Source organism: Yinghuangia sp. YIM S10712, assembly GCF_051388935.1.
GTDB lineage: Bacteria > Actinomycetota > Actinomycetes > Streptomycetales > Streptomycetaceae > Yinghuangia.
The window spans coordinates 192,571-209,029 of sequence record NZ_JBPKBI010000005.1 but is presented as its reverse complement, the minus strand read 5'-3'; the positions used below and the strand labels follow the sequence as shown (position 1 = coordinate 209,029).

At 71.0% G+C, this 16,459-nt stretch carries 17 protein-coding genes and 1 riboswitch; of the genes, 9 read left to right on the top strand and 8 right to left on the bottom strand.

The features are described 5' to 3' along the window. Positions 1–162 precede the first annotated feature (162 nt). From ACRX5W_RS14450 to ACRX5W_RS14440, 3 genes are all read left to right on the top strand, one after another. Positions 163–930 carry an enoyl-CoA hydratase/isomerase family protein gene (locus tag ACRX5W_RS14450; RefSeq protein ID WP_436788616.1) on the top strand — a complete coding sequence of 256 codons (768 nt, stop codon included), beginning with the start codon at positions 163–165 and terminating at the stop codon, positions 928–930. Between the two features lie 459 nt (positions 931–1,389). Beyond that, positions 1,390–1,590: a hypothetical protein gene (locus tag ACRX5W_RS14445; RefSeq protein WP_436788500.1), complete on the top strand. Its 201-nt coding sequence runs from the start codon at positions 1,390–1,392 to the stop codon at positions 1,588–1,590. Continuing rightward, complete coding sequence (locus tag ACRX5W_RS14440; protein WP_436788499.1) at positions 1,587–1,973, top strand: type II toxin-antitoxin system death-on-curing family toxin; 387 nt, start codon at positions 1,587–1,589, stop codon at positions 1,971–1,973. Before ACRX5W_RS14445 ends, ACRX5W_RS14440 begins: the two co-directional genes overlap by 4 nt. 85 nt (positions 1,974–2,058) lie before the next feature. Here ACRX5W_RS14440 and glyA read toward each other — a convergent pair whose 3' ends face one another. The 3 genes from glyA to gcvT all read right to left on the bottom strand — a co-directional run bounded on the left by glyA (position 2,059) and on the right by gcvT (position 4,949). After that, positions 2,059–3,324, bottom strand: a complete 1,266-nt coding sequence (gene glyA, locus ACRX5W_RS14435) for a serine hydroxymethyltransferase (RefSeq protein WP_436788498.1) — start codon at positions 3,322–3,324, stop codon at positions 2,059–2,061. Positions 3,325–3,350: 26 nt separating this feature from the next. Beyond that, positions 3,351–3,734, bottom strand: a complete 384-nt coding sequence (gcvH, locus tag ACRX5W_RS14430; RefSeq protein WP_436788497.1) for a glycine cleavage system protein GcvH — start codon at positions 3,732–3,734, stop codon at positions 3,351–3,353. 87 nt (positions 3,735–3,821) lie between these two features. Then, entirely contained in the window at positions 3,822–4,949 is a 1,128-nt protein-coding gene (gene gcvT, locus ACRX5W_RS14425) for a glycine cleavage system aminomethyltransferase GcvT (RefSeq protein ID WP_436788496.1), read from the bottom strand. A gap of 327 nt (positions 4,950–5,276) precedes the next feature. Continuing rightward, positions 5,277–5,387, bottom strand: a riboswitch (glycine riboswitch). A 116-nt stretch (positions 5,388–5,503) separates the two neighbouring features. Here gcvT and ACRX5W_RS14420 point away from each other — a divergent pair. The 3 genes from ACRX5W_RS14420 (at position 5,504) to ACRX5W_RS14410 (ending at position 7,526) form a co-directional block, all read left to right on the top strand. Then, entirely contained in the window at positions 5,504–5,932 is a 429-nt protein-coding gene (locus tag ACRX5W_RS14420; protein ID WP_436788495.1) for an OsmC family protein, read from the top strand. A gap of 109 nt (positions 5,933–6,041) precedes the next feature. Next, the gene (locus ACRX5W_RS14415) at positions 6,042–6,758 is read left to right on the top strand and encodes an enhanced serine sensitivity protein SseB C-terminal domain-containing protein (protein WP_436788494.1); all 717 of its coding nucleotides are present in this window, start codon (positions 6,042–6,044) and stop codon (positions 6,756–6,758) included. Between the two features lie 69 nt (positions 6,759–6,827). Then, positions 6,828–7,526: an enhanced serine sensitivity protein SseB C-terminal domain-containing protein gene (locus ACRX5W_RS14410; protein WP_436788493.1), complete on the top strand. Its 699-nt coding sequence runs from the start codon at positions 6,828–6,830 to the stop codon at positions 7,524–7,526. A gap of 83 nt (positions 7,527–7,609) precedes the next feature. Here the strand turns inward: ACRX5W_RS14410 and ACRX5W_RS14405 are convergent, their stop codons facing one another. Continuing rightward, a complete protein-coding gene (locus tag ACRX5W_RS14405; protein WP_436788492.1) occupies positions 7,610–9,121 on the bottom strand; it encodes a DUF885 family protein in 1,512 nt (503 codons plus the stop codon). Positions 9,122–9,290: 169 nt separating this feature from the next. Between ACRX5W_RS14405 and ACRX5W_RS14400 the strand changes: the two genes are divergently transcribed. The 3 genes from ACRX5W_RS14400 to ACRX5W_RS14390 all read left to right on the top strand — a co-directional run bounded on the left by ACRX5W_RS14400 (position 9,291) and on the right by ACRX5W_RS14390 (position 13,409). After that, entirely contained in the window at positions 9,291–10,478 is a 1,188-nt protein-coding gene (locus ACRX5W_RS14400) for a cysteine desulfurase family protein (protein WP_436788491.1), read from the top strand. A gap of 327 nt (positions 10,479–10,805) precedes the next feature. Then, positions 10,806–12,011, top strand: a complete 1,206-nt coding sequence (gene mnmA, locus ACRX5W_RS14395) for a tRNA 2-thiouridine(34) synthase MnmA (protein ID WP_436788490.1) — start codon at positions 10,806–10,808, stop codon at positions 12,009–12,011. A 471-nt stretch (positions 12,012–12,482) separates the two neighbouring features. Continuing rightward, positions 12,483–13,409, top strand: coding sequence for a hypothetical protein (locus ACRX5W_RS14390; protein ID WP_436788489.1), 927 nt, complete (start codon positions 12,483–12,485; stop codon positions 13,407–13,409). A 119-nt stretch (positions 13,410–13,528) separates the two neighbouring features. Here the strand turns inward: ACRX5W_RS14390 and tgmC are convergent, their stop codons facing one another. Genes tgmC through ACRX5W_RS14370 form a run of 4 tightly spaced genes read right to left on the bottom strand, consistent with a single transcriptional unit; the run spans position 13,529 to position 16,408 of the window. After that, the gene (gene tgmC / locus ACRX5W_RS14385; protein WP_436788488.1) at positions 13,529–14,710 is read right to left on the bottom strand and encodes an ATP-grasp peptide maturase system methyltransferase; all 1,182 of its coding nucleotides are present in this window, start codon (positions 14,708–14,710) and stop codon (positions 13,529–13,531) included. Beyond that, on the bottom strand, positions 14,707–15,669 hold the full coding sequence (tgmB, locus tag ACRX5W_RS14380) for an ATP-grasp ribosomal peptide maturase (protein WP_436788487.1): 963 nt from the start codon (positions 15,667–15,669) through the stop codon (positions 14,707–14,709). Before tgmB ends, tgmC begins: the two co-directional genes overlap by 4 nt. After that, positions 15,669–15,938, bottom strand: a complete 270-nt coding sequence (gene tgmA / locus ACRX5W_RS14375; protein WP_436788486.1) for a putative ATP-grasp-modified RiPP — start codon at positions 15,936–15,938, stop codon at positions 15,669–15,671. The genes tgmB and tgmA overlap by 1 nt, the downstream gene beginning before the upstream one ends. 35 nt (positions 15,939–15,973) lie before the next feature. Then, positions 15,974–16,408 carry an ATP-binding protein gene (locus tag ACRX5W_RS14370; protein WP_436788485.1) on the bottom strand — a complete coding sequence of 145 codons (435 nt, stop codon included), beginning with the start codon at positions 16,406–16,408 and terminating at the stop codon, positions 15,974–15,976. Between the last annotated feature and the right edge of the window lie 51 nt (positions 16,409–16,459).

Sequence of the window (16,459 nt, the reverse complement as noted above, 5' to 3'; positions counted from 1 at the left end):
CCCCCCCCCCCCCCCCCCCCCCCCCCCCCCCCCCCCCCCCCCCCCCCCCCCCCCCCCCCCCCCCTTCGCCGTGCCTGGCCGTATTGTCGGCGTCGGGCAGTCGACAATCCTCACCGAGCCGTGACGAGCCGTGACGAGAAGGAGTCATACGTGGGCGAGTTCGTGAACCTTGAAGTGGCCGACGGGGTCGGGACGATCCGGTTGGCCAGGCCGCCGATGAACGCACTCGACATCCAACTCCAGGAAGAGCTGCGCTCGATCGCCGCGCTGGCCACCGAGCGTCCGGATGTCCGCGCGCTGGTCATCTACGGCGGCGAGAAGGTCTTCGCGGCGGGCGCCGACATCAAGGAGATGGCGGCCATGTCGTACACCGACATGGTCGACCGCGGGGTCGCCCTGCAATCCGCGTTCACCGCGATCGCGCGCATCCCCAAGCCGGTCATCGCGGCGATCACCGGCTACGCCCTCGGCGGCGGCTGCGAACTCGCGCTCTGCGCCGACTTCCGCGTGTGCGCCGACAACGCCAAGCTCGGCCAGCCCGAGATCCTCCTCGGCGTCATCCCGGGTGCGGGCGGCTCGCAGCGCCTGCCGCGCCTCATCGGCCCGGCGAAGGCCAAGGACCTGATCTTCTCGGGCCGTTTCGTCGACGCGGAGGAAGCCCTCGCCATCGGCCTCGTCGACCGCCTCGCTCCCCAGGCCGAGGTCTACGACACCGCGGTCGCGTGGGCCGCGCAGTTCGCCGACGGACCCGCGTACGCGCTGCGTGCCGCGAAGGAGGCCATCGACCGCGGCCTGGAGACCGACCTCGACTCCGGCCTGGAGATCGAACGCCTGCACTTCACCGGCCTGTTCGCCACCGAGGACCGCACGATCGGCATGAAGAGCTTCATGGAGAGCGGCCCGGGCAAGGCCAAGTTCGTCGGCCGCTGAACCATCGCGGGCCGGTGTCGCGGCACGGTGAGGCACACCCGTCGTGGGGCACCGGACCGCTCGGCCAACCTGCGGCCGGTGTTCCGCGAGGGCGCTTCACGCGCATCACGGAACACCGGCCGCGACCGCGGTTTCCGCNCCCCCCCCCCCCCCCCCCCCCCCCCCCCCCCCCCCCCCCCCCCCCCCCCCCCCCCCCCCCCCCCCCCCCCCCCCCCCCCCCCCCCCGACCGCGGTTTCCGCCGTACGGACGGTCACAACGGTTTCGCGGCGTCCCGGACGGTCCGAGGCCGCGGCCCGGATCTGATTCGCTTCCATGCCGCCGAGGGTTGGCGGGGAGCGCTGACCGCGCACCGACAGTCCGCTGACCGCCCCGGTCAGCCTGCGGCCGACGGCGGAGCAAAGCCTGATCGCCGGACCAAGCGGTTGCCTGAAGCTGTAGCGTTTTGCTATAACTTCACTATGGCTACAGTATTGAACCTCTCGCCAGAGCTTGCCGAGCGTGTCCGCATACTTGCTGCCGCCGAGCGGCGTTCGCAGCAGCAGCTCCTGATTCGTGCCGTCGAGGAGTACGTCGACCGGCACGAGCGCACTGAACGCGCCCGTGCATTCGGCGCGCAGTTCGCGGCCGACAACGCGGAACTCATGGAGCGGCTGAAGTGACCTACTACCCCACCGCCGACGAGATCCTGATTCTCGCGGAACAGGTGACCGGTGCTCCGGCACTTGTTCGGGACCACGGACTCGTCCAGGCCGCGTGTGCCCGACCGTCAACCACGGTCTTCGGGGAGGACGCCTACCCCGACTTATCGCAGAAGTCGGCAGCGCTCATGCACTCGCTCGCGCGCAACCGCGCGCTGGTCGACGGCAATAAACGCACTGCCACAGTCGCGGCCTGGTACTTCCTCGCGTGCAACGGCGTCGCCGTTCCGTCGCCCCTGCCGGTCGACGACGCCGAGCGTCTGGTCACCGACGTGGCCACCGGTGTGCTCGACGACGTCTCGGACATCGCCAAGGTGTTGCGACGGGTCGGCGGGGTCGGCTGAGAAATCGAGCGCCTGGCGAAAGGGGCCCGGATCACGCATCACGCGCGTGGTCCGGGCCCCTTCGCCGATTACCGGCGCGTTCCCGTCACAGGTTGGCGTACAGCGGGTGCTTCGCCGCCAGTGCCGCTGTCCGCGCGCTCAGGGCCTCGCGCTTCGCCTCGTCGTAGTCCGGCTTCAAGGCCTCCACGATGACGTCCGCGACCTCGGCGAAGTCGTCGTCGGTGAAGCCGCGGGTGGCCAGGGCCGGGGTGCCGATGCGCAGGCCGGAGGTCTTCATCGGGGGCAGCGGGTCGTTCGGGACCGCGTTGCGGTTGACCGTGATGCCGACCTCGTGGAGGCGGTCCTCGGCCTCGCGGCCGTTGAGCTGGTTCTCGACGAGGTCGACGAGGACCAGGTGCACGTCCGTGCCGCCGGAGAGAACCTTGATGCCCGCGTCGGCCGCGTCCTGGGCGAGCAGGCGTTCGGCGAGGATCTTGGCGCCCGCGAGGGTGCGCTTCTGGCGGTCCTTGAACTCCTCGCCGGCGGCCACCTTGAAGGCCACCGCCTTCGCGGCGATCACGTGTTCGAGCGGACCGCCCTGGAGGCCCGGGAAGACCGCCGAGTTGATTTTCTTGATCAGTTCCTCGGTGGCCAGGATCGCGCCGCCGCGCGGGCCGCCGAGGGTTTTGTGGGTCGTCGTGGTGACGATGTGCGCGTGCGGCACCGGGTTGGGGTGCAGGCCCGCCGCGACCAGGCCGGCGAAGTGGGCCATGTCGACCCACAGGTACGCGCCGACCTCGTCGGCGATGCGCCGGAACGCGGCGAAGTCCAGTTGGCGCGGGTACGCCGACCAGCCCGCGACGATCATCTTCGGCCGGTGCTCCTTGGCCAGCCGCTCGACCTCGGTCATGTCGACCAGTCCGGCGGCGTCCACCTTGTAGGAGACGACGTTGTACTGCTTGCCGGAGAAGTTGAGCTTCATCCCGTGGGTGAGGTGCCCGCCGTTGGCGAGGTCGAGGCCGAGCACGGTGTCGCCGGTCTGTAGGAGCCCGAAGTACACGGCCGCGTTGGCCTGAGCGCCCGAGTGCGGCTGGACGTTCGCGGCCTCCGCGCCGAAGAGGGCCTTGAGGCGTTCGATGGCGAGGTTCTCGACCACGTCGACGTACTCGCAGCCGCCGTAGTAGCGGCGGCCGGGGTAACCCTCGGCGTACTTGTTGGTCAGCACCGACCCCTGGGCTTCGAGAACCGCGACGGGCGCGAAGTTCTCGGAGGCGATCATCTCCAGGGTCGACTGCTGGCGGTGCAGCTCGTCGGCGACGGCGGCGGCGACCTCAGGGTCCACCTCGGCCAGCGGACGGTCCAGGATCGTCACGGTTGGTCAGCTCCTCGATCGGGGGCTCAGGCGCCGGTGAAGGCGTTGTACTCGGCTTCGGACATCAGGCCGCCGGTCTCGGCGGCGGGGGTGTCGAGTTGCACCTTGATCAGCCAGCCGTCGCCGTACGGGTCGGAGTTGACCAGGCTCGGGTCGTCCACGACCGCGGCGTTGACCTCGACGACCTCGCCGTTCGCGGGGGCAAACAGGTCGCTGACCGACTTGGTCGACTCCAGCTCGCCACACGGCTCGCCCGCGGTGACGCGCGCGCCGACCTGGGGAAGCTGGACGAAGACCACGTCACCCAGGGCGTCGGCGGCATGCTTCGAGATGCCGACGACGGCCGGGCTGGTGTCCGTCGTCAGCCACTCGTGGTCCTTGCTGAAGAGCAGGTTCCGGGGTGCGCTCACGAGTCCATTCTCCTCTGTTGTGCGGGGTCCCTGATCCTCAGGGGTCTTGGTGACGTGTTGGGGCTTTTGTTGGCAGGTGTTCGCCGGTCACGCGCGCCGGTAGAACGGCAGCTCGACGACGTCCACCGGCTCCGCGCTGCCGCGGATGTCGACCGCGAGGCGCGTGCCGGGCGCGGCGCTGCCCGAGGGGACGTACGCCATGGCGATCGGCGCCCCGAGCGTCGGCGACGGCGCGCCCGAGGTGATCGTGCCGATGGTGTCGCCGGACGCCGGGTCGAGGACCGCGTAGCCGGCGCGCGGCACGCGTCGTCCCGGCGAGCGCAGGCCGACCAGAGTCGCGCGGGGGCCCTCCTTCTCGCGTGCGGCGAGGGCGTCGCGCCCGACGAAGTCCTCGGGCTTGTCGAGGCGCACGACCCGGCCCAGGTTCGCCTCGTACGGCGTGACCTCGGTCGTCAGCTCGTGCCCGTACAACGGCATTCCCGCCTCCAGGCGCAGCGTGTCGCGGCACGACAGCCCGGCCGGGACCAGGCCGTGGCCCGCACCGGCCTCGGTGAGCGCGTTCCACAGCCGCTCGGCGTCGCCGGGCGCGCAGAAGAGCTCGAAGCCGTCCTCGCCGGTGTAGCCGGTCCGGGCCAGCAGCACGTCGACGCCCGCGACGGTGGCGCGGTCGGCGGCGTAGTACTTGACGGCGTCCAGGTCGAGGCCGGTGAGCGGCGCAAGGATCTCGACCGCGCGCGGCCCCTGCACGGCCAGCAGCGCGTAGGCCTCCGAGAGGTCGGTGACCTCCGCATCGAAGTCCCCCGCACGGTCGAGGAGTTCCGCGGCGACGACGGCCGCGTTGGAGGCGTTCGCGACGACAAGGAAATCGTCCTCGGCGAGGCGGTAGACGATCAGGTCGTCGAGGATGCCGCCGTTGTCGTCACAGATCATCGTGTAGCGGGCGCGGCCGACGCCGATTTTGGAGACGAAGCCGACCAGCGCGTGGTCGAGCGCGCGGGCGGCCTCGGGGCCGCGCACGGCGATCTCGCCCATGTGGGTCAGGTCGAACAGCCCCGCGGCCTCGCGTACCGCGCGGTGTTCGGCGCTCTCGCTGCCGTAACGCAGGGGCATCCGCCAGCCCGCGAAGTCGGTCATCGTGGCGCCGAGGGCGTCGTGGACCGCGTCGAGGGGGGTGCGGCGCTGTGGCGTCGGGCCGGCCGGTGCGGTGGACGTCATCGCTGGGCTCCTCGCGGGGTGGTGATTCCGGTGGCATCTGGTGGGATTCGTCCGTGATCGCACCCTATGTTCGGGGCTGGTGCGGGCATGCCGGAAACCGGCTGTGACACGGGACGGAACGAAAGGATCGGGCGGTCCACAGAGGGCTCCCTTGTAGGGCGCGGGCATGCGGGGCATGCCGGACGCGCCGACGGGCGGGTCGCCTCCCCCTCTGTCGTGGACCTGAGAGCTTCACGCGCGATCGCCGCCCGGGGATCGGGCGCCGACGGCGGCTTGCACCATGGGTGAGCCCCGCCAAAACGGCACGGGACTGCTTTCCAGAGTCGCCTCACCCGCGCGGTACATGGGCCTGAGAGTTTCCGGGGAGGAATTGCTCCTTCGGCGCCCCGGCCGCAGACGCACGCGCGCCGCTGCCGAGGACTCTCCCGCGTGGGGTCGAGAGCCGGTGTGAAGTTGTGCGCGCATGCTATCGGTCGCCCACGACGTGCACCGGCTCCGGGCACCGGATTAGCGTGGGCCGCGACAAGACACCCAGCGAACAAGGAGTCCCACTCATGGCGACCACGCGCACCGCCACCACCAACTGGAAGGGCCCGCTGATGGGCGGCTCCGGGACCGTGTCGCTCGACTCGTCCGGGGTGGGGACGTACGACGTCTCCTGGCCGTCGCGGGCCGAAGCCGCGAACGGCAAGACCAGCCCCGAGGAGCTGATCGCCGCCGCGCACTCGTCGTGCTACTCGATGGCGCTCTCGCACGCGCTCGCGGGCGCCGGCACGCCTCCGGAGTCCGTCGAGACGAAGGCGAACGTCACCTTCCAGCCCGGCGAGGGCATCACCGGCATCGCCCTGTCGGTGCGGGCGCGTGTTCCGGGCCTCTCCGCCGAGGACTTCCAGGTCGCCGCGGAGAACGCGAAGGCGAACTGCCCGGTGAGCAAGGCGCTGGCCGGCGCGCCGATCACGCTGGAGGCCGAACTGCTTTCGTAGCAGGGGGAGTTCGTTCACGATGCGGCGGGGATCCGAGACGGGTCCCCGCCGCTTCCGGCACCGCACTAGGCTGGTGCGCCCCGCGTCAACGGCGAATCAGGAGGTGGCCGTGGCCTTCCCGGCGAACCACGTTGAGCGCTGCCTCGTCGCCGCGCTGCACGACACGTCGCGCACCGCCGAGCTGTTCGACGCGCTCGCGGAGGGCGAGGTGTGGGTGCCGCTGCCGGCCGGGGGAGGCCCGCAGGACACCGAACTCACCTTGCCCACGACGGAGATAGCCGGCGGGCACTACGTGCCGGTCTTCAGCTCCGAGGAGCAGTTCCGGCGCATTGCCGGCCCGATGGCCTTCACCGTGGCCCCGGTCCGCGAATTCGCGCGCGGGCTGCCGCCGTACATCGGCATGGCCGTGAACCCCGGTGGCGAGGTGGGCTTTCCGATTCCGCCGCAGGGCGTGCTGGAGCTCGCGCGCGTTCCGGGCGCGGGTTCCGCGGGGGCGCGCGTCACGCTGGCCGAACCGGCCCCGAACGAAGAGCCGTACGTCCTTCTCGCCGCCGCCGCCGAGGAGTTCGCCGCCACCGCCGTGGTCCTGACCGCCCGGCGCGCCCTCGGCGTCGTCGAAACCGACGCGCCCTGCCTGTTCATCGGTGTCGAACTCGACCGCTGGCAGGAGCAGGACCGCCGCGAGACGATCGCCGCACTGGAGCGCGCGGTCGGCCGGGCGGGATCGCCGTGGCCGGTCAACCTGGTGCTGATCGACCTCGCCCAGGACCCGATCGGCGACTGGATGCTCGACGCCGTACGCCCCTTCTACGAGCGGGCTTTCTAGTCCCCCGGCCGCGGCCCCGCCGCGGCTCTACGATGAGCTCGTCGTCACGCAGCGCAGACGGAGGGGACTGTGGCGTTTCCCGCCAATGAGGTGGAGCATGCCGTGCGGCAGGTCGCGCCGCAGGGCTACGAGGCGTACGAGCGGTTGCTGGAGGCTCTCGCCCGAGGCCACGTGTGGATGCTCCTGTGGCAGGGCGAACCCGGCAGTCCGGACGCGCAGTACGGCAACATGGAGGTCCACGGAGCCCGCTACGCCCCGGCGTTCACCTCCGAGGAGCAGTTGCGCGAGAGCCGCTGGGACCGGGGCTGGGAGGTCCACGCGGTCGTCGAGATCGCCGGGACGCTGTATCCGGACCACTGGGGCATCTGGCTCAACCCGCACCGGCAGGGCGGCGGTGTCGGTGTTCCGTGGCTTGATCTGTGGCGCATCGTCGGTGGCCTCGACAGACTGCCGCCCGGCCCGCTGCGCGTCGGTGAACCGCTCGTGGACGACTCGGCGTTCTGGTCGACGCTGAGTTCCGAGCTCGCGGCGTCGGGGGTGGTGCGCGCGGCGCACCGCGCGTACGTCGAGCCCGCTATCGGTGCTCCCCGCCTCGTGATCGGGACGCGGCTGGTCGACAACGACCCGGCGACGGTCGACCGCATGACGTTCGCGATGTCGCGGGCGGCCGGGATGCTGCGGGGCATCACCATGTCGTCGATCACCTTGGACGACCAGTACAACCCGATCGCCAAGTGGATGCGGGAGAACACCCGTTCGTTTTTGTGAGTTCCGGCCACCGGCGGGGCCGCAGGCGGGGCAGCCGCCGTACGGTCCCCCCGGTCCGTAGCCGACGGCCGTGCGGCGACACCTCAACCCCGCTCGATCGCCGTGCCGATCAGGCCGAGCGGCGGGCTGCCGAGGTCGAGCAGGGCGGTGTGGAAGCGTTCCGGGGTGAAGCCGTCACCCCATTCCTTCCTGGCCACGTCGCGCAGGTCGAGGAGCGCGAGCTTGCCCCACGTGTAGCAGCCGTAGTTTGGGTCGAAGGTGCCCCGCCGGGCCTCGCCGGCCGCGCCCGCACGGGCGAGGTGGGCGTCGGCCATGAAGCGGCGCGTCGACTCGGCGACGTCCATCGTGCCGGTGTGCAGGCCGATCGCGGACGCGAGCCGGGTCACGCGTACGAGCGCCTCCAGGCACACGCCGATCGCGTACCTCGGATCGTCGGCGCGGAAGCCCTCCTCGACGAGGAGTTCCTCGGTGTAGTGCGCCCAGCCCTCGCAGAACGTCGACGAGTGCAGCACCCGGCGCACGTCCGACGATGCGCGCCGGAGCGCGCGCCCGTGTGCGAAGTGGCCGGGCGCCACCTCGTGCGCCGTGATGGCCGGAAGCGTCGTACGGCTGAAGAGTGTGAGCCATTCCTCGGCCTCGTCGGCCGGCCAGTCCGGCTCGGGCGGCGTCACGAAGTACCACGACGGCGCCTCGGCCTCGCCCGGCGCGTTCCACGACATCATCGCCACGGACCAGCGCATCGACTCCGGGGCCGGGCCGACCTCGCACACCCCGTCGAGGTACGGCGCCAGCCGCTTCTCCCGGCTGAACGCGATCACCTCGGCGGTCAGCGCCTGCGCCTCGGCCACGATGCCCTCGGGGCCAGGGTGGTCGGCCAGCAGTTCCGGGACGATCTCCGCCACGCCGCGGCTCGCGTCATACGCCTCGCACGCGTCGGCCAGCATCTCGCGCAGCCGGTTGCGTTCCGCGTCCGCTCGCTCGGCGAGCGTGCCCAGGTCGACGGCCGTCGCCTCGCTCGACCCCATCAGGCGCGTCAGCGCGGGACCGCCGAGAGCAGGGTCGGGGTCGCCGTCGCGGGCGGCTGCCTCCAGATGCGCGACGAGCCTGGCCAGCGCGGCGAGTCCGCGCGTGCCGTTCTCGCCGTCCTCGGGCCGGACCGCGGCGGCGTGGCCGCGGGCGGCGGGGAGCAGCGCGTCGGCGACGGGCGCGGGTACGCGATCGAGCGAGGCGAGCGCCATGTCGACGGCGTCGGGCCACTGCGCGAGGTGCCGGGCACGAGCTTCGGCGCGTTCCTCGGCCGGGGCGTAGTGCTTGTCGTAGAAGGCGAGTTCGAGGTTGTTGATGTGCATGCGCGGGTCACGGCGGTGGAGTTCGAGGTCGCCGTACACGATGCGCGCGTGCTCCTCGAAGACGGCGAGGTGCGCCTCGTCGTGGGGGTCCCGCAGCGGTGCCGAGCCGGTGCCGAGTGCCGCGAGCCCCGCGCGGACCCCGTCGGGGGAGAGGTCTTGGATCCTCCCGTCGTATTCGTGCAGGCCCGCGCCTTCCCGGGCGCGCGCGACGGACAGGTCACAGAGGGCTCGAAGTCGGGCGTCCATGGGCGCGAGGCTACGGCGGCCCAAGCCCGGCGCGGGGCGATATCTCGCGGATGCATCCGCATGGGATGCGTTGACGCGGCCCGAGCGAACGGTCGTGCGGCCAGGCGGAACCGGTCGTTCCGGCCTGCCCGACTTGGGTAACCCCGTCGGGACTAGACTTCGGAGCGCAATGGCCTACTTCGATCATGCGGCGACCACTCCGATGCGCCCCGAGGCGGTCCGGGCCATGACCGGACAACTCACTGTGCTCGGCAACCCGTCGTCCCTGCACGCTTCCGGACGCCGGGCCCGCCGCGTCGTCGAAGAGTCACGCGAGATCCTTGCCGAGGCGGTCGGCGCTCGGCCGAGCGAAGTCGTGTTCACCGCAGGCGGCACCGAGGCCGACAACCTCGCGGTCAAGGGCCTGTACTGGTCGCGCGTCGCCGCCGCGCCGAACCGTCGGCGCATTCTCGCGTCCCCCGTCGAGCACCACGCCGTCATGGATGCGATCGAATGGCTCACCGCGGGCGAAGGTGCCGTCGTCGAGTGGCTGGACGTCGACGCCGACGGCCGCGTGCGGCCCGACGTGCTGCGTGCCGCGATCGCCCGCGATCCCGACAGCGTCGCCCTGGTGAGCGTCATGTGGGCGAACAACGAGGTGGGCACCGTCCAGCCGGTCGCCGAACTGGTCGAGGTCGCCCACGAGTACGGCGTTCCGATGCACGCCGACGCGGTCCAGGCGGTCGGCCAGATCCCGGTCGACTTCGCCGCCTCGGGCCTGGACGCCATGACCGTCTCCGGGCACAAGCTCGGCGGCCCGCTCGGCTGCGGCGCGCTGCTGCTGGGCCGCAACATGACGCCCGTGCCGCTGCTGCACGGCGGCGGCCAGGAGCGCGACGTGCGTTCCGGAACGCTCGACACCCCCTCGATCGCCGCGTTCGCCGCCGCCGCGGAAGTCGCCGTACGCGAACAGCCCGAGTACGCGGTGCGGGTCGGCGAACTGCGCGACACCCTGGTCCGGCGCATGCTCGAAGAGGTCCCCGACGCCGAACTCAACGGCGACGCGCGCCTCGACCCGGCCCACCGCCTGCCCGCCAACGCGCACTTCTCGTTCCCGGGCTGCGAAGGCGACTCGCTCCTGCTCCTGCTGGACGCCCGCGGCATCGAATGCTCGACCGGCTCCGCCTGCTCGGCCGGGGTCGCCCAGCCCAGCCACGTGCTGCTCGCGATGGGCGCCGACGCCGCCCGCGCGCGCGGATCGCTGCGCTTCAGCCTGGGCCACACGTCGACGATGGCCGAGGTCGACCGGCTGACCGAGGCGATCGGCCCGGTGGTGGCCAGGGCCCGCATGGCGGGACTGACGTCGCAGCGCCGCTGACGCGGCGCCGTCGGTGACGTTCGACGGCGCATCGCCCGATGGGCGCGAGTCGAGGCCTGGTCCGGTGGTCGGACGGCGCCTCACGCAGCCGACGGCCGCGATCGGGGGTCGTGTTCGGCACCGGGACGACCACGCACCCGGCGGCTCGCCCGCGGCGACGCCGGTGCGGGAGTCCTCGGGCACCACGCACCCGCGGCCCCGCCGTCGCCCCCATCGCCCTGACCGGTGCTCCCGCGGCCCGTGGCCCGCCGGGCGGGCCCGGCGCCTGCCGCGGCATCGAAAACCCACGCGAAAGAGCCGGTCCGAAGCCCGTACCCTGGACGGGTTATGACTGACCCCGCCATCTCCCCGACCCCGGACGCGTGCGAGCTCATCCCCGCGCTGCCCGAGCCGGGCGAGACCGCCGCCCCCCGTCCCGCCCGGCCCGCCGACTCCGCCGCGCGGCCCCTGCGCGTGCTCGCCGCGATGTCCGGCGGTGTCGACTCCGCCGTCGCGGCGGCCCGCGCGCACGAGGCGGGGCACGACGTGACCGGCGTGCACCTGGCCCTCTCGGAGAACCCGAAGTCGTTCCGGACCGGTGCCCGCGGCTGCTGCACGCTGGAGGACGCGCGCGACGCCCGCCGGGCCGCCGACGTCATCGGCATCCCGTTTTATGTGTGGGACCTGGCCGAGCGGTTCCGCGAGGACGTCATCGAGGACTTCTTCGCCGAGTACGAGGCCGGGCGCACACCGAACCCGTGTCTGCGCTGCAACGAGAAGATCAAGTTCGCCGCCCTGCTCGACCGCGCGCTCGCCCTCGGCTTCGACGCGGTCTGCACCGGCCACTACGCCGTGCTCGTCGACGGCCCCGACGGCCGTGAGCTGCACCGCTCTTCGGACCACGCGAAGGACCAGTCGTACGTTCTCGGAGTCCTCGACTCCGACCAGCTCGCGCACGCGTTGTTCCCGCTCGGCACCGACACCAAGGACGCGGTGCGTGACGAGGCCGAGCGCCGCGGCCTGGCCGTCGCCCGCAAGCCCGACAGCCACGACATCTGCTTCATCGCCGACGGCGACACGCAGGCGTTCCTCGCCACGCGGCTCGGCCGTACGCCCGGCGACATCGTCGACACCGACGGCACCAAGCTCGGCGAGCACGACGGCGCCTACGCCTACACCGTCGGGCAGCGCAAGGGCCTGCGCATCGGCCGCCCGGCGGCGGACGGCAAGCCGCGCTACGTCCTCGACATCTCGCCGGTCGACAACACCGTCACGGTCGGCCCGGCCGACGCGCTCGACGTCGGCGCCCTGACCGGCATCCGCGCCCGCTGGTGCGGACGGCCGCCGACCGGGACGCTGGAGTGCACCGCCCAGGTCCGTGCCCACGGCGACGAGTACCCGGCCGTCGCCGAGTTCGACGGCGACCGCGTCACCGTGCGCCTGCGCGCCCCGATCCGGGGCGTCGCGCGGGGCCAGGCCGTCGTCCTGTACGAGGGATCACGCGTCGTCGGCTCCGCCACGATCGACGCGACCACCCGCGCCGCGACCGTCTGAAAACCGCCCGGGGGACGGGGAGTTCAGCCCGCAGGCCGGCAATTCGGACCGACGGACACCGCCTCGCGGCGTGCCGATACCGGCCCGCCGTTCTCCCGCTCCGCGTTCGATGAGCCGTACCTGTGCGGACTCACGACCGACATCTCGCACCGCGGCCTGAGCCTTCGTCATACTCCGCCCGCCGGAGGCGAGTTCGGTGACCGGCTCGGATGCCTCCCTCGCAGGGCAGTTGACGCCTGATCCCTCCGTGATCAACCCGTCACCCAACGCGTTCGCCGGGCCGAGTGTCGCGCACGGGGTCAGTGTTCGCTCACATGGCCGCAATATCCCGTTACCACGAAGGCAACTTCGGTGACTGGGTGGGTAAGAGTAGGTAGCGAAACGACTTTTCGGCCTGCGATCCCCGCGCAGTCCGGGCTTTCGCGACGTGCACGTGCACTCTTCGAGACTCGGGGGCTTGGGAGGGGAGCGATGGCCGCAATCGTGCTGGTGCACGGGATCGCACAGGAGTTCAGGTCGGCCCGCAGCCTGGAGGACGAATGGCTGCCCCGGCTGGCCCGCGGCGTCAAAGCCGCCGGCTACCCGGAGACCGCCGACCGACTGTGGAAGTACCGCCAGACCCGCCGCGGCATCGACGCCCGGATGGCGTTCTACGGCGACATGCTGCGCCGTCACCCGTCACAACCGGACGCCGCCGAGGCCGACGGCCTGCGCCAGGAGATGGCCGACCGCATAGGCCGCGAATGGCTCGACCGGGCCGCCGCGCGCAGTTCCGCACCGCCCGAGCGGCAGCGGGCCGCGCGGGAGATCGCGCGACTGGAGGGCGGCCCCGACCAGACCGGCCGCACGGTCGTCCTGTCGCCGACCTGCGGGCTGTCGGGCCTCAAATGGTTCGCCGCGGACGGACCCGGTTCGGCGGGCGTATTCGTCAACAAGGCACTCGCACAGCTCACCCGCTACCTCACGGACGACACCACCCGTTCCCGGGTCCTCGACCGCGTCGCCGCCGACATCGGCTTCGACACCCGCGTCGTCATCGGCCACTCACTCGGCGCGGTCATCGCGTACGAGGTCGCCCACCGCCTCCGCCGCCCGCTCCCGCTGCTGATCACCCTCGGCTCGCCCCTCGGCCCCGACACCGTGATCGACGACTGGGTGCGTCCGCAGCCCGCGCAGCCCCCGTCGTACGTCGAGCGCTGGATCAACCTCGCCGACCGCGACGACCTCATCGCCGCCGAGCCCGTCCTCGCCCGCCTCTTCCCCGGCCCCCGCCAGAACGGCGGCCCCGAACTCCGCAGCGGCTACACCCTCGAACACGGCGCCGCCCCCCACAACCCCGACTTCTACCTCATGCGCCCCGAAATAGGCCGCACGGTAGGCCAGGCCTTCGCCGCCTGACCCCTTCTGTTCCCACTCCCAACCCCTGTCCGCACCGCGACGACGCACAGCTTCGGCAGCTCGACCGGCGGACCCGAGGCTCGGCGGGCCGATTGGTCGGCTCTTCGCCACGCGGGATGTCAGTCGATCCGGTGTTCCCACCGCAGTGCCGAGTCGCCCTCGATCGAATATGTGTGGGCCTTCGCGGTGACCGTCAGCCGAACCGCGCTGACGTCGGGTTCTCCGGCGTTGTGCCAGGCCGTCACGGCGGCTTCGATTGCGTCCCAGATTGCGACGGGTCCACCCTGGCGTACGATCCACTCTTCGCCGCCCTCTGAGAGGGCGGCGAACGATTCCCGGCGGGTGTCGAACAGGTAAGTCGTCGCTCGGCCGTCGCCGCTGCATGCGCGTACGAACTGGACACCGGGCGCCGTGAGTTGGGCGAGGAACGCAGGCATCCACTGTTCAAGTACGGCAGGTGAAAGGGCCGTCCTCCGCTCGGTGTCGACATACGCGGCGCGTGCCGTGAGGTCGCCGGACAGCGGGACGGGAGCCTCTGCCCGAGCCGGTATGAACGATGACCGCCCGATGATGCGGCCCTGGGCGGTACCGTCCTCCCGCATGGTGAGCTTGACCAACCCAGTCCCGTATGACCACGCGCCAGGGCCGACCGTGGCGAGGACGACCCCGCCGGGCTTCGTCTGCCGCACCCACGCGTACGGAATACGGCGTACCGCACACGTGGCGATCAACCGGTCAAAGGGCGCCCGGTGTGGGTTCCCGAGAAGACCGTCACCGGTCACCGCCCACGTGGAGAAGCCCGCTTTTTCCAACGCGGCATCCGCTGCGGCGGCGACCTCGGCATCCACCTCGATGGTGGTGACGTTGTCCTCACCGAGCCGGTGACACATGAGGGCAGTCGAATAGCCGGTCCCGGTGCCGATCTCGGCCACGCTGTGGCCGTCCTCGACGTCAAGCGCTTCAAGCATTCCCACGACGGTCGCCGGCAGGGTCGACGAAGAGGTGGGGAAACCGGGTAAGGGCTCGACGGCCCGATCGGGAGTTAGGTGGCCGTCGAGCTGGGTGACCAACGACTGATCGCTGTACGCGATTTCCACCCATTCCTCCGCGCCGACACTTTCGCGCGTGACCGGCCGCCACAGACCGCTTTCGTCGTCGGGGAGGAACACACCGGAGGAGAGGAAGAGTTCCCGGGGCACGGCTTCGACGGCTGCTCGCCAGGCGGGGTTGCGTAGGTGTCCTTGATCGGTCAGGCGGTCGGCGAGAGCCTTCCGCTGCCGAGCGGTATCGGGAAGGTTCACGGTGTGACTCCTTGCTGCAAGATGTCGGCAAACGCGGCGCTGATCGGTAGACCGGTCTTGTCTTCGAGCCACCCCCATTGGCCGTTCGGGTTCAGCTCCAGCCAGTGGATGCCCCCGTCACGGTCAAGAGCAAGATCGAAACTGCCTGATGCGAGGCAGAAGTGGTCCAGGTAGGCGATCAGAGCCCGGCCCATGTCGTCGGGCAACGTGGTGATTTGGTACGTGAGGGCTTCATAGTCGGCGCGCCAGTCCAGCAGGCCCGAGTCGATGCGGACCGGAAATACCTGCTTGCCGACGATGACGACGCGAAGGTCGGCCACCTTGTCCACGCGAGTCTGGAACAAATGCGGGACCACGCTCACGGTTTCGTCAACCTCGTCAACAGTGACGGGCTCGGTCCATGTTGTCAGTCCCACGCCGTCTGCCCTCCGGTACGGCGTCCATCGGAGCGCTTTGTGGATCACCTGATCGTGTTCGGTGATGAACGCGTGGATGTCGTCCAAGTCGTTGGAGATCAGCGTGGGCGGAACTGTGAACCCGAACCGTTCGGCGACGGCGAGTTGCATGGGTTTGTGTTCGGCCGCGTGGTTGCGCAGCGGATGGTTCACGTAGCGGCAGTCCGGCAACGCGTACAGGGTGCCGCCGAGACCATGACGGACCTGGGCTGCGGCGTACCGGGCGTCGGCGTCGTTCAACCCCTCGAAGTGGGGCCAGGTCGGGCGGCGCCAGTACACCGCCCGTACCCCTTCCAGGGGGGTGGCCCTGGAAGCGGTACGGAGGTGTCCCGTGGGTGAGGCGGCGCCGGCGCCGAACCAGGCCGAGATCGATAGGTGTTCTCCAACGTCGGACGGATCGAACCGTACGACGGGCACGCCCCGCTCATTGAGTTCGGTGATCACCATGTCGGCCGTGATGTCGTCAACTTCGGTGACGACTGCGACCGGTCCGGGGTCGAGCATCAGTCCTGCTCGCTGTCCTGGTCGTGGTCGGTGTCGTTGCGGCTGTCCTGGTTCGTGGACTGCGGGTGGGTCTCGGTTCCCTTGCTGGTGCCGTGCTTGCCCATCTCAACGACGCCGCCGCGTTCGTCGCGGAAGACGGTGATCTGCGTTGCGGGGTCAAGCTCGGCGGTGCTGTAGCCAGGCTGATAGGTGCTTGGGTACAGGCTCATACGACCGATGCCCCACGGGCGTACGGGAGTGCGCTGATCCGGACTGGTGAATGATGTCACGAATTCTCCTCTTTTGATCCATTTGTGATGCAGCGTCAGTGGGTGTCGAACTCTGCCCACACGCGCTTGCCCCAGGGCCGCAAGGGAGGTCCGAGCACGTCGCAGCCCCACTGGTATGCGGCGTCGTTGACCAGGAGCAGCCCGCGGCCGGTGGCATCATCCAGGTCAGGAGTGCGGAGTTGCGGCATGCGGTCGGGTGCTCGGTCGACGACCGCAATAAGCACCCTGTCGTCGGCCGGGCGCTCCACGATGACCCGGAGCAAGGGGCCCGAAGCGTGGAGCACGGCATTGGTGACGAGTTCCGACATCACCAACTCGGCTGCTGCGGCGAGGTGGCCCATGCCCCACGCGGTTACGGCAGCGCGTACCAGGCTGCGGGCCGTCTGTACGGTCGCTGCCCTGCGGGGAAGCGTCTCGGCGTAACCGGGGTGTTCTGTCGGTCTGGGTTGCTGCGTGGTCGCCATGGTCATCGTCATCGCCTTGGTCGGGGCGGAGGGGGAAGCCCTGCCCGCATGCCCTGG

Excerpts from the sequence above, each read along its gene's own strand:
- tgmB (WP_436788487.1), bottom strand. The coding sequence starts at position 15,669 with ATGCTCGACCCCGGACCGGTCGCAGTCGTCACCGAAGTTGACGACATC.
- ACRX5W_RS14405 (WP_436788492.1), bottom strand. The coding sequence starts at position 9,121 with ATGGACGCCCGACTTCGAGCCCTCTGTGACCTGTCCGTCGCGCGCGCC.
- ACRX5W_RS14420 (WP_436788495.1), top strand. The coding sequence starts at position 5,504 with ATGGCGACCACGCGCACCGCCACCACCAACTGGAAGGGCCCGCTGATG.
- ACRX5W_RS14400 (WP_436788491.1), top strand. The coding sequence starts at position 9,291 with ATGGCCTACTTCGATCATGCGGCGACCACTCCGATGCGCCCCGAGGCG.
- gcvT (WP_436788496.1), bottom strand. The coding sequence starts at position 4,949 with ATGACGTCCACCGCACCGGCCGGCCCGACGCCACAGCGCCGCACCCCC.
- ACRX5W_RS14390 (WP_436788489.1), top strand. The coding sequence starts at position 12,483 with ATGGCCGCAATCGTGCTGGTGCACGGGATCGCACAGGAGTTCAGGTCG.
- mnmA (WP_436788490.1), top strand. The coding sequence starts at position 10,806 with ATGACTGACCCCGCCATCTCCCCGACCCCGGACGCGTGCGAGCTCATC.
- ACRX5W_RS14445 (WP_436788500.1), top strand. The coding sequence starts at position 1,390 with ATGGCTACAGTATTGAACCTCTCGCCAGAGCTTGCCGAGCGTGTCCGC.
- ACRX5W_RS14370 (WP_436788485.1), bottom strand. The coding sequence starts at position 16,408 with ATGACCATGGCGACCACGCAGCAACCCAGACCGACAGAACACCCCGGT.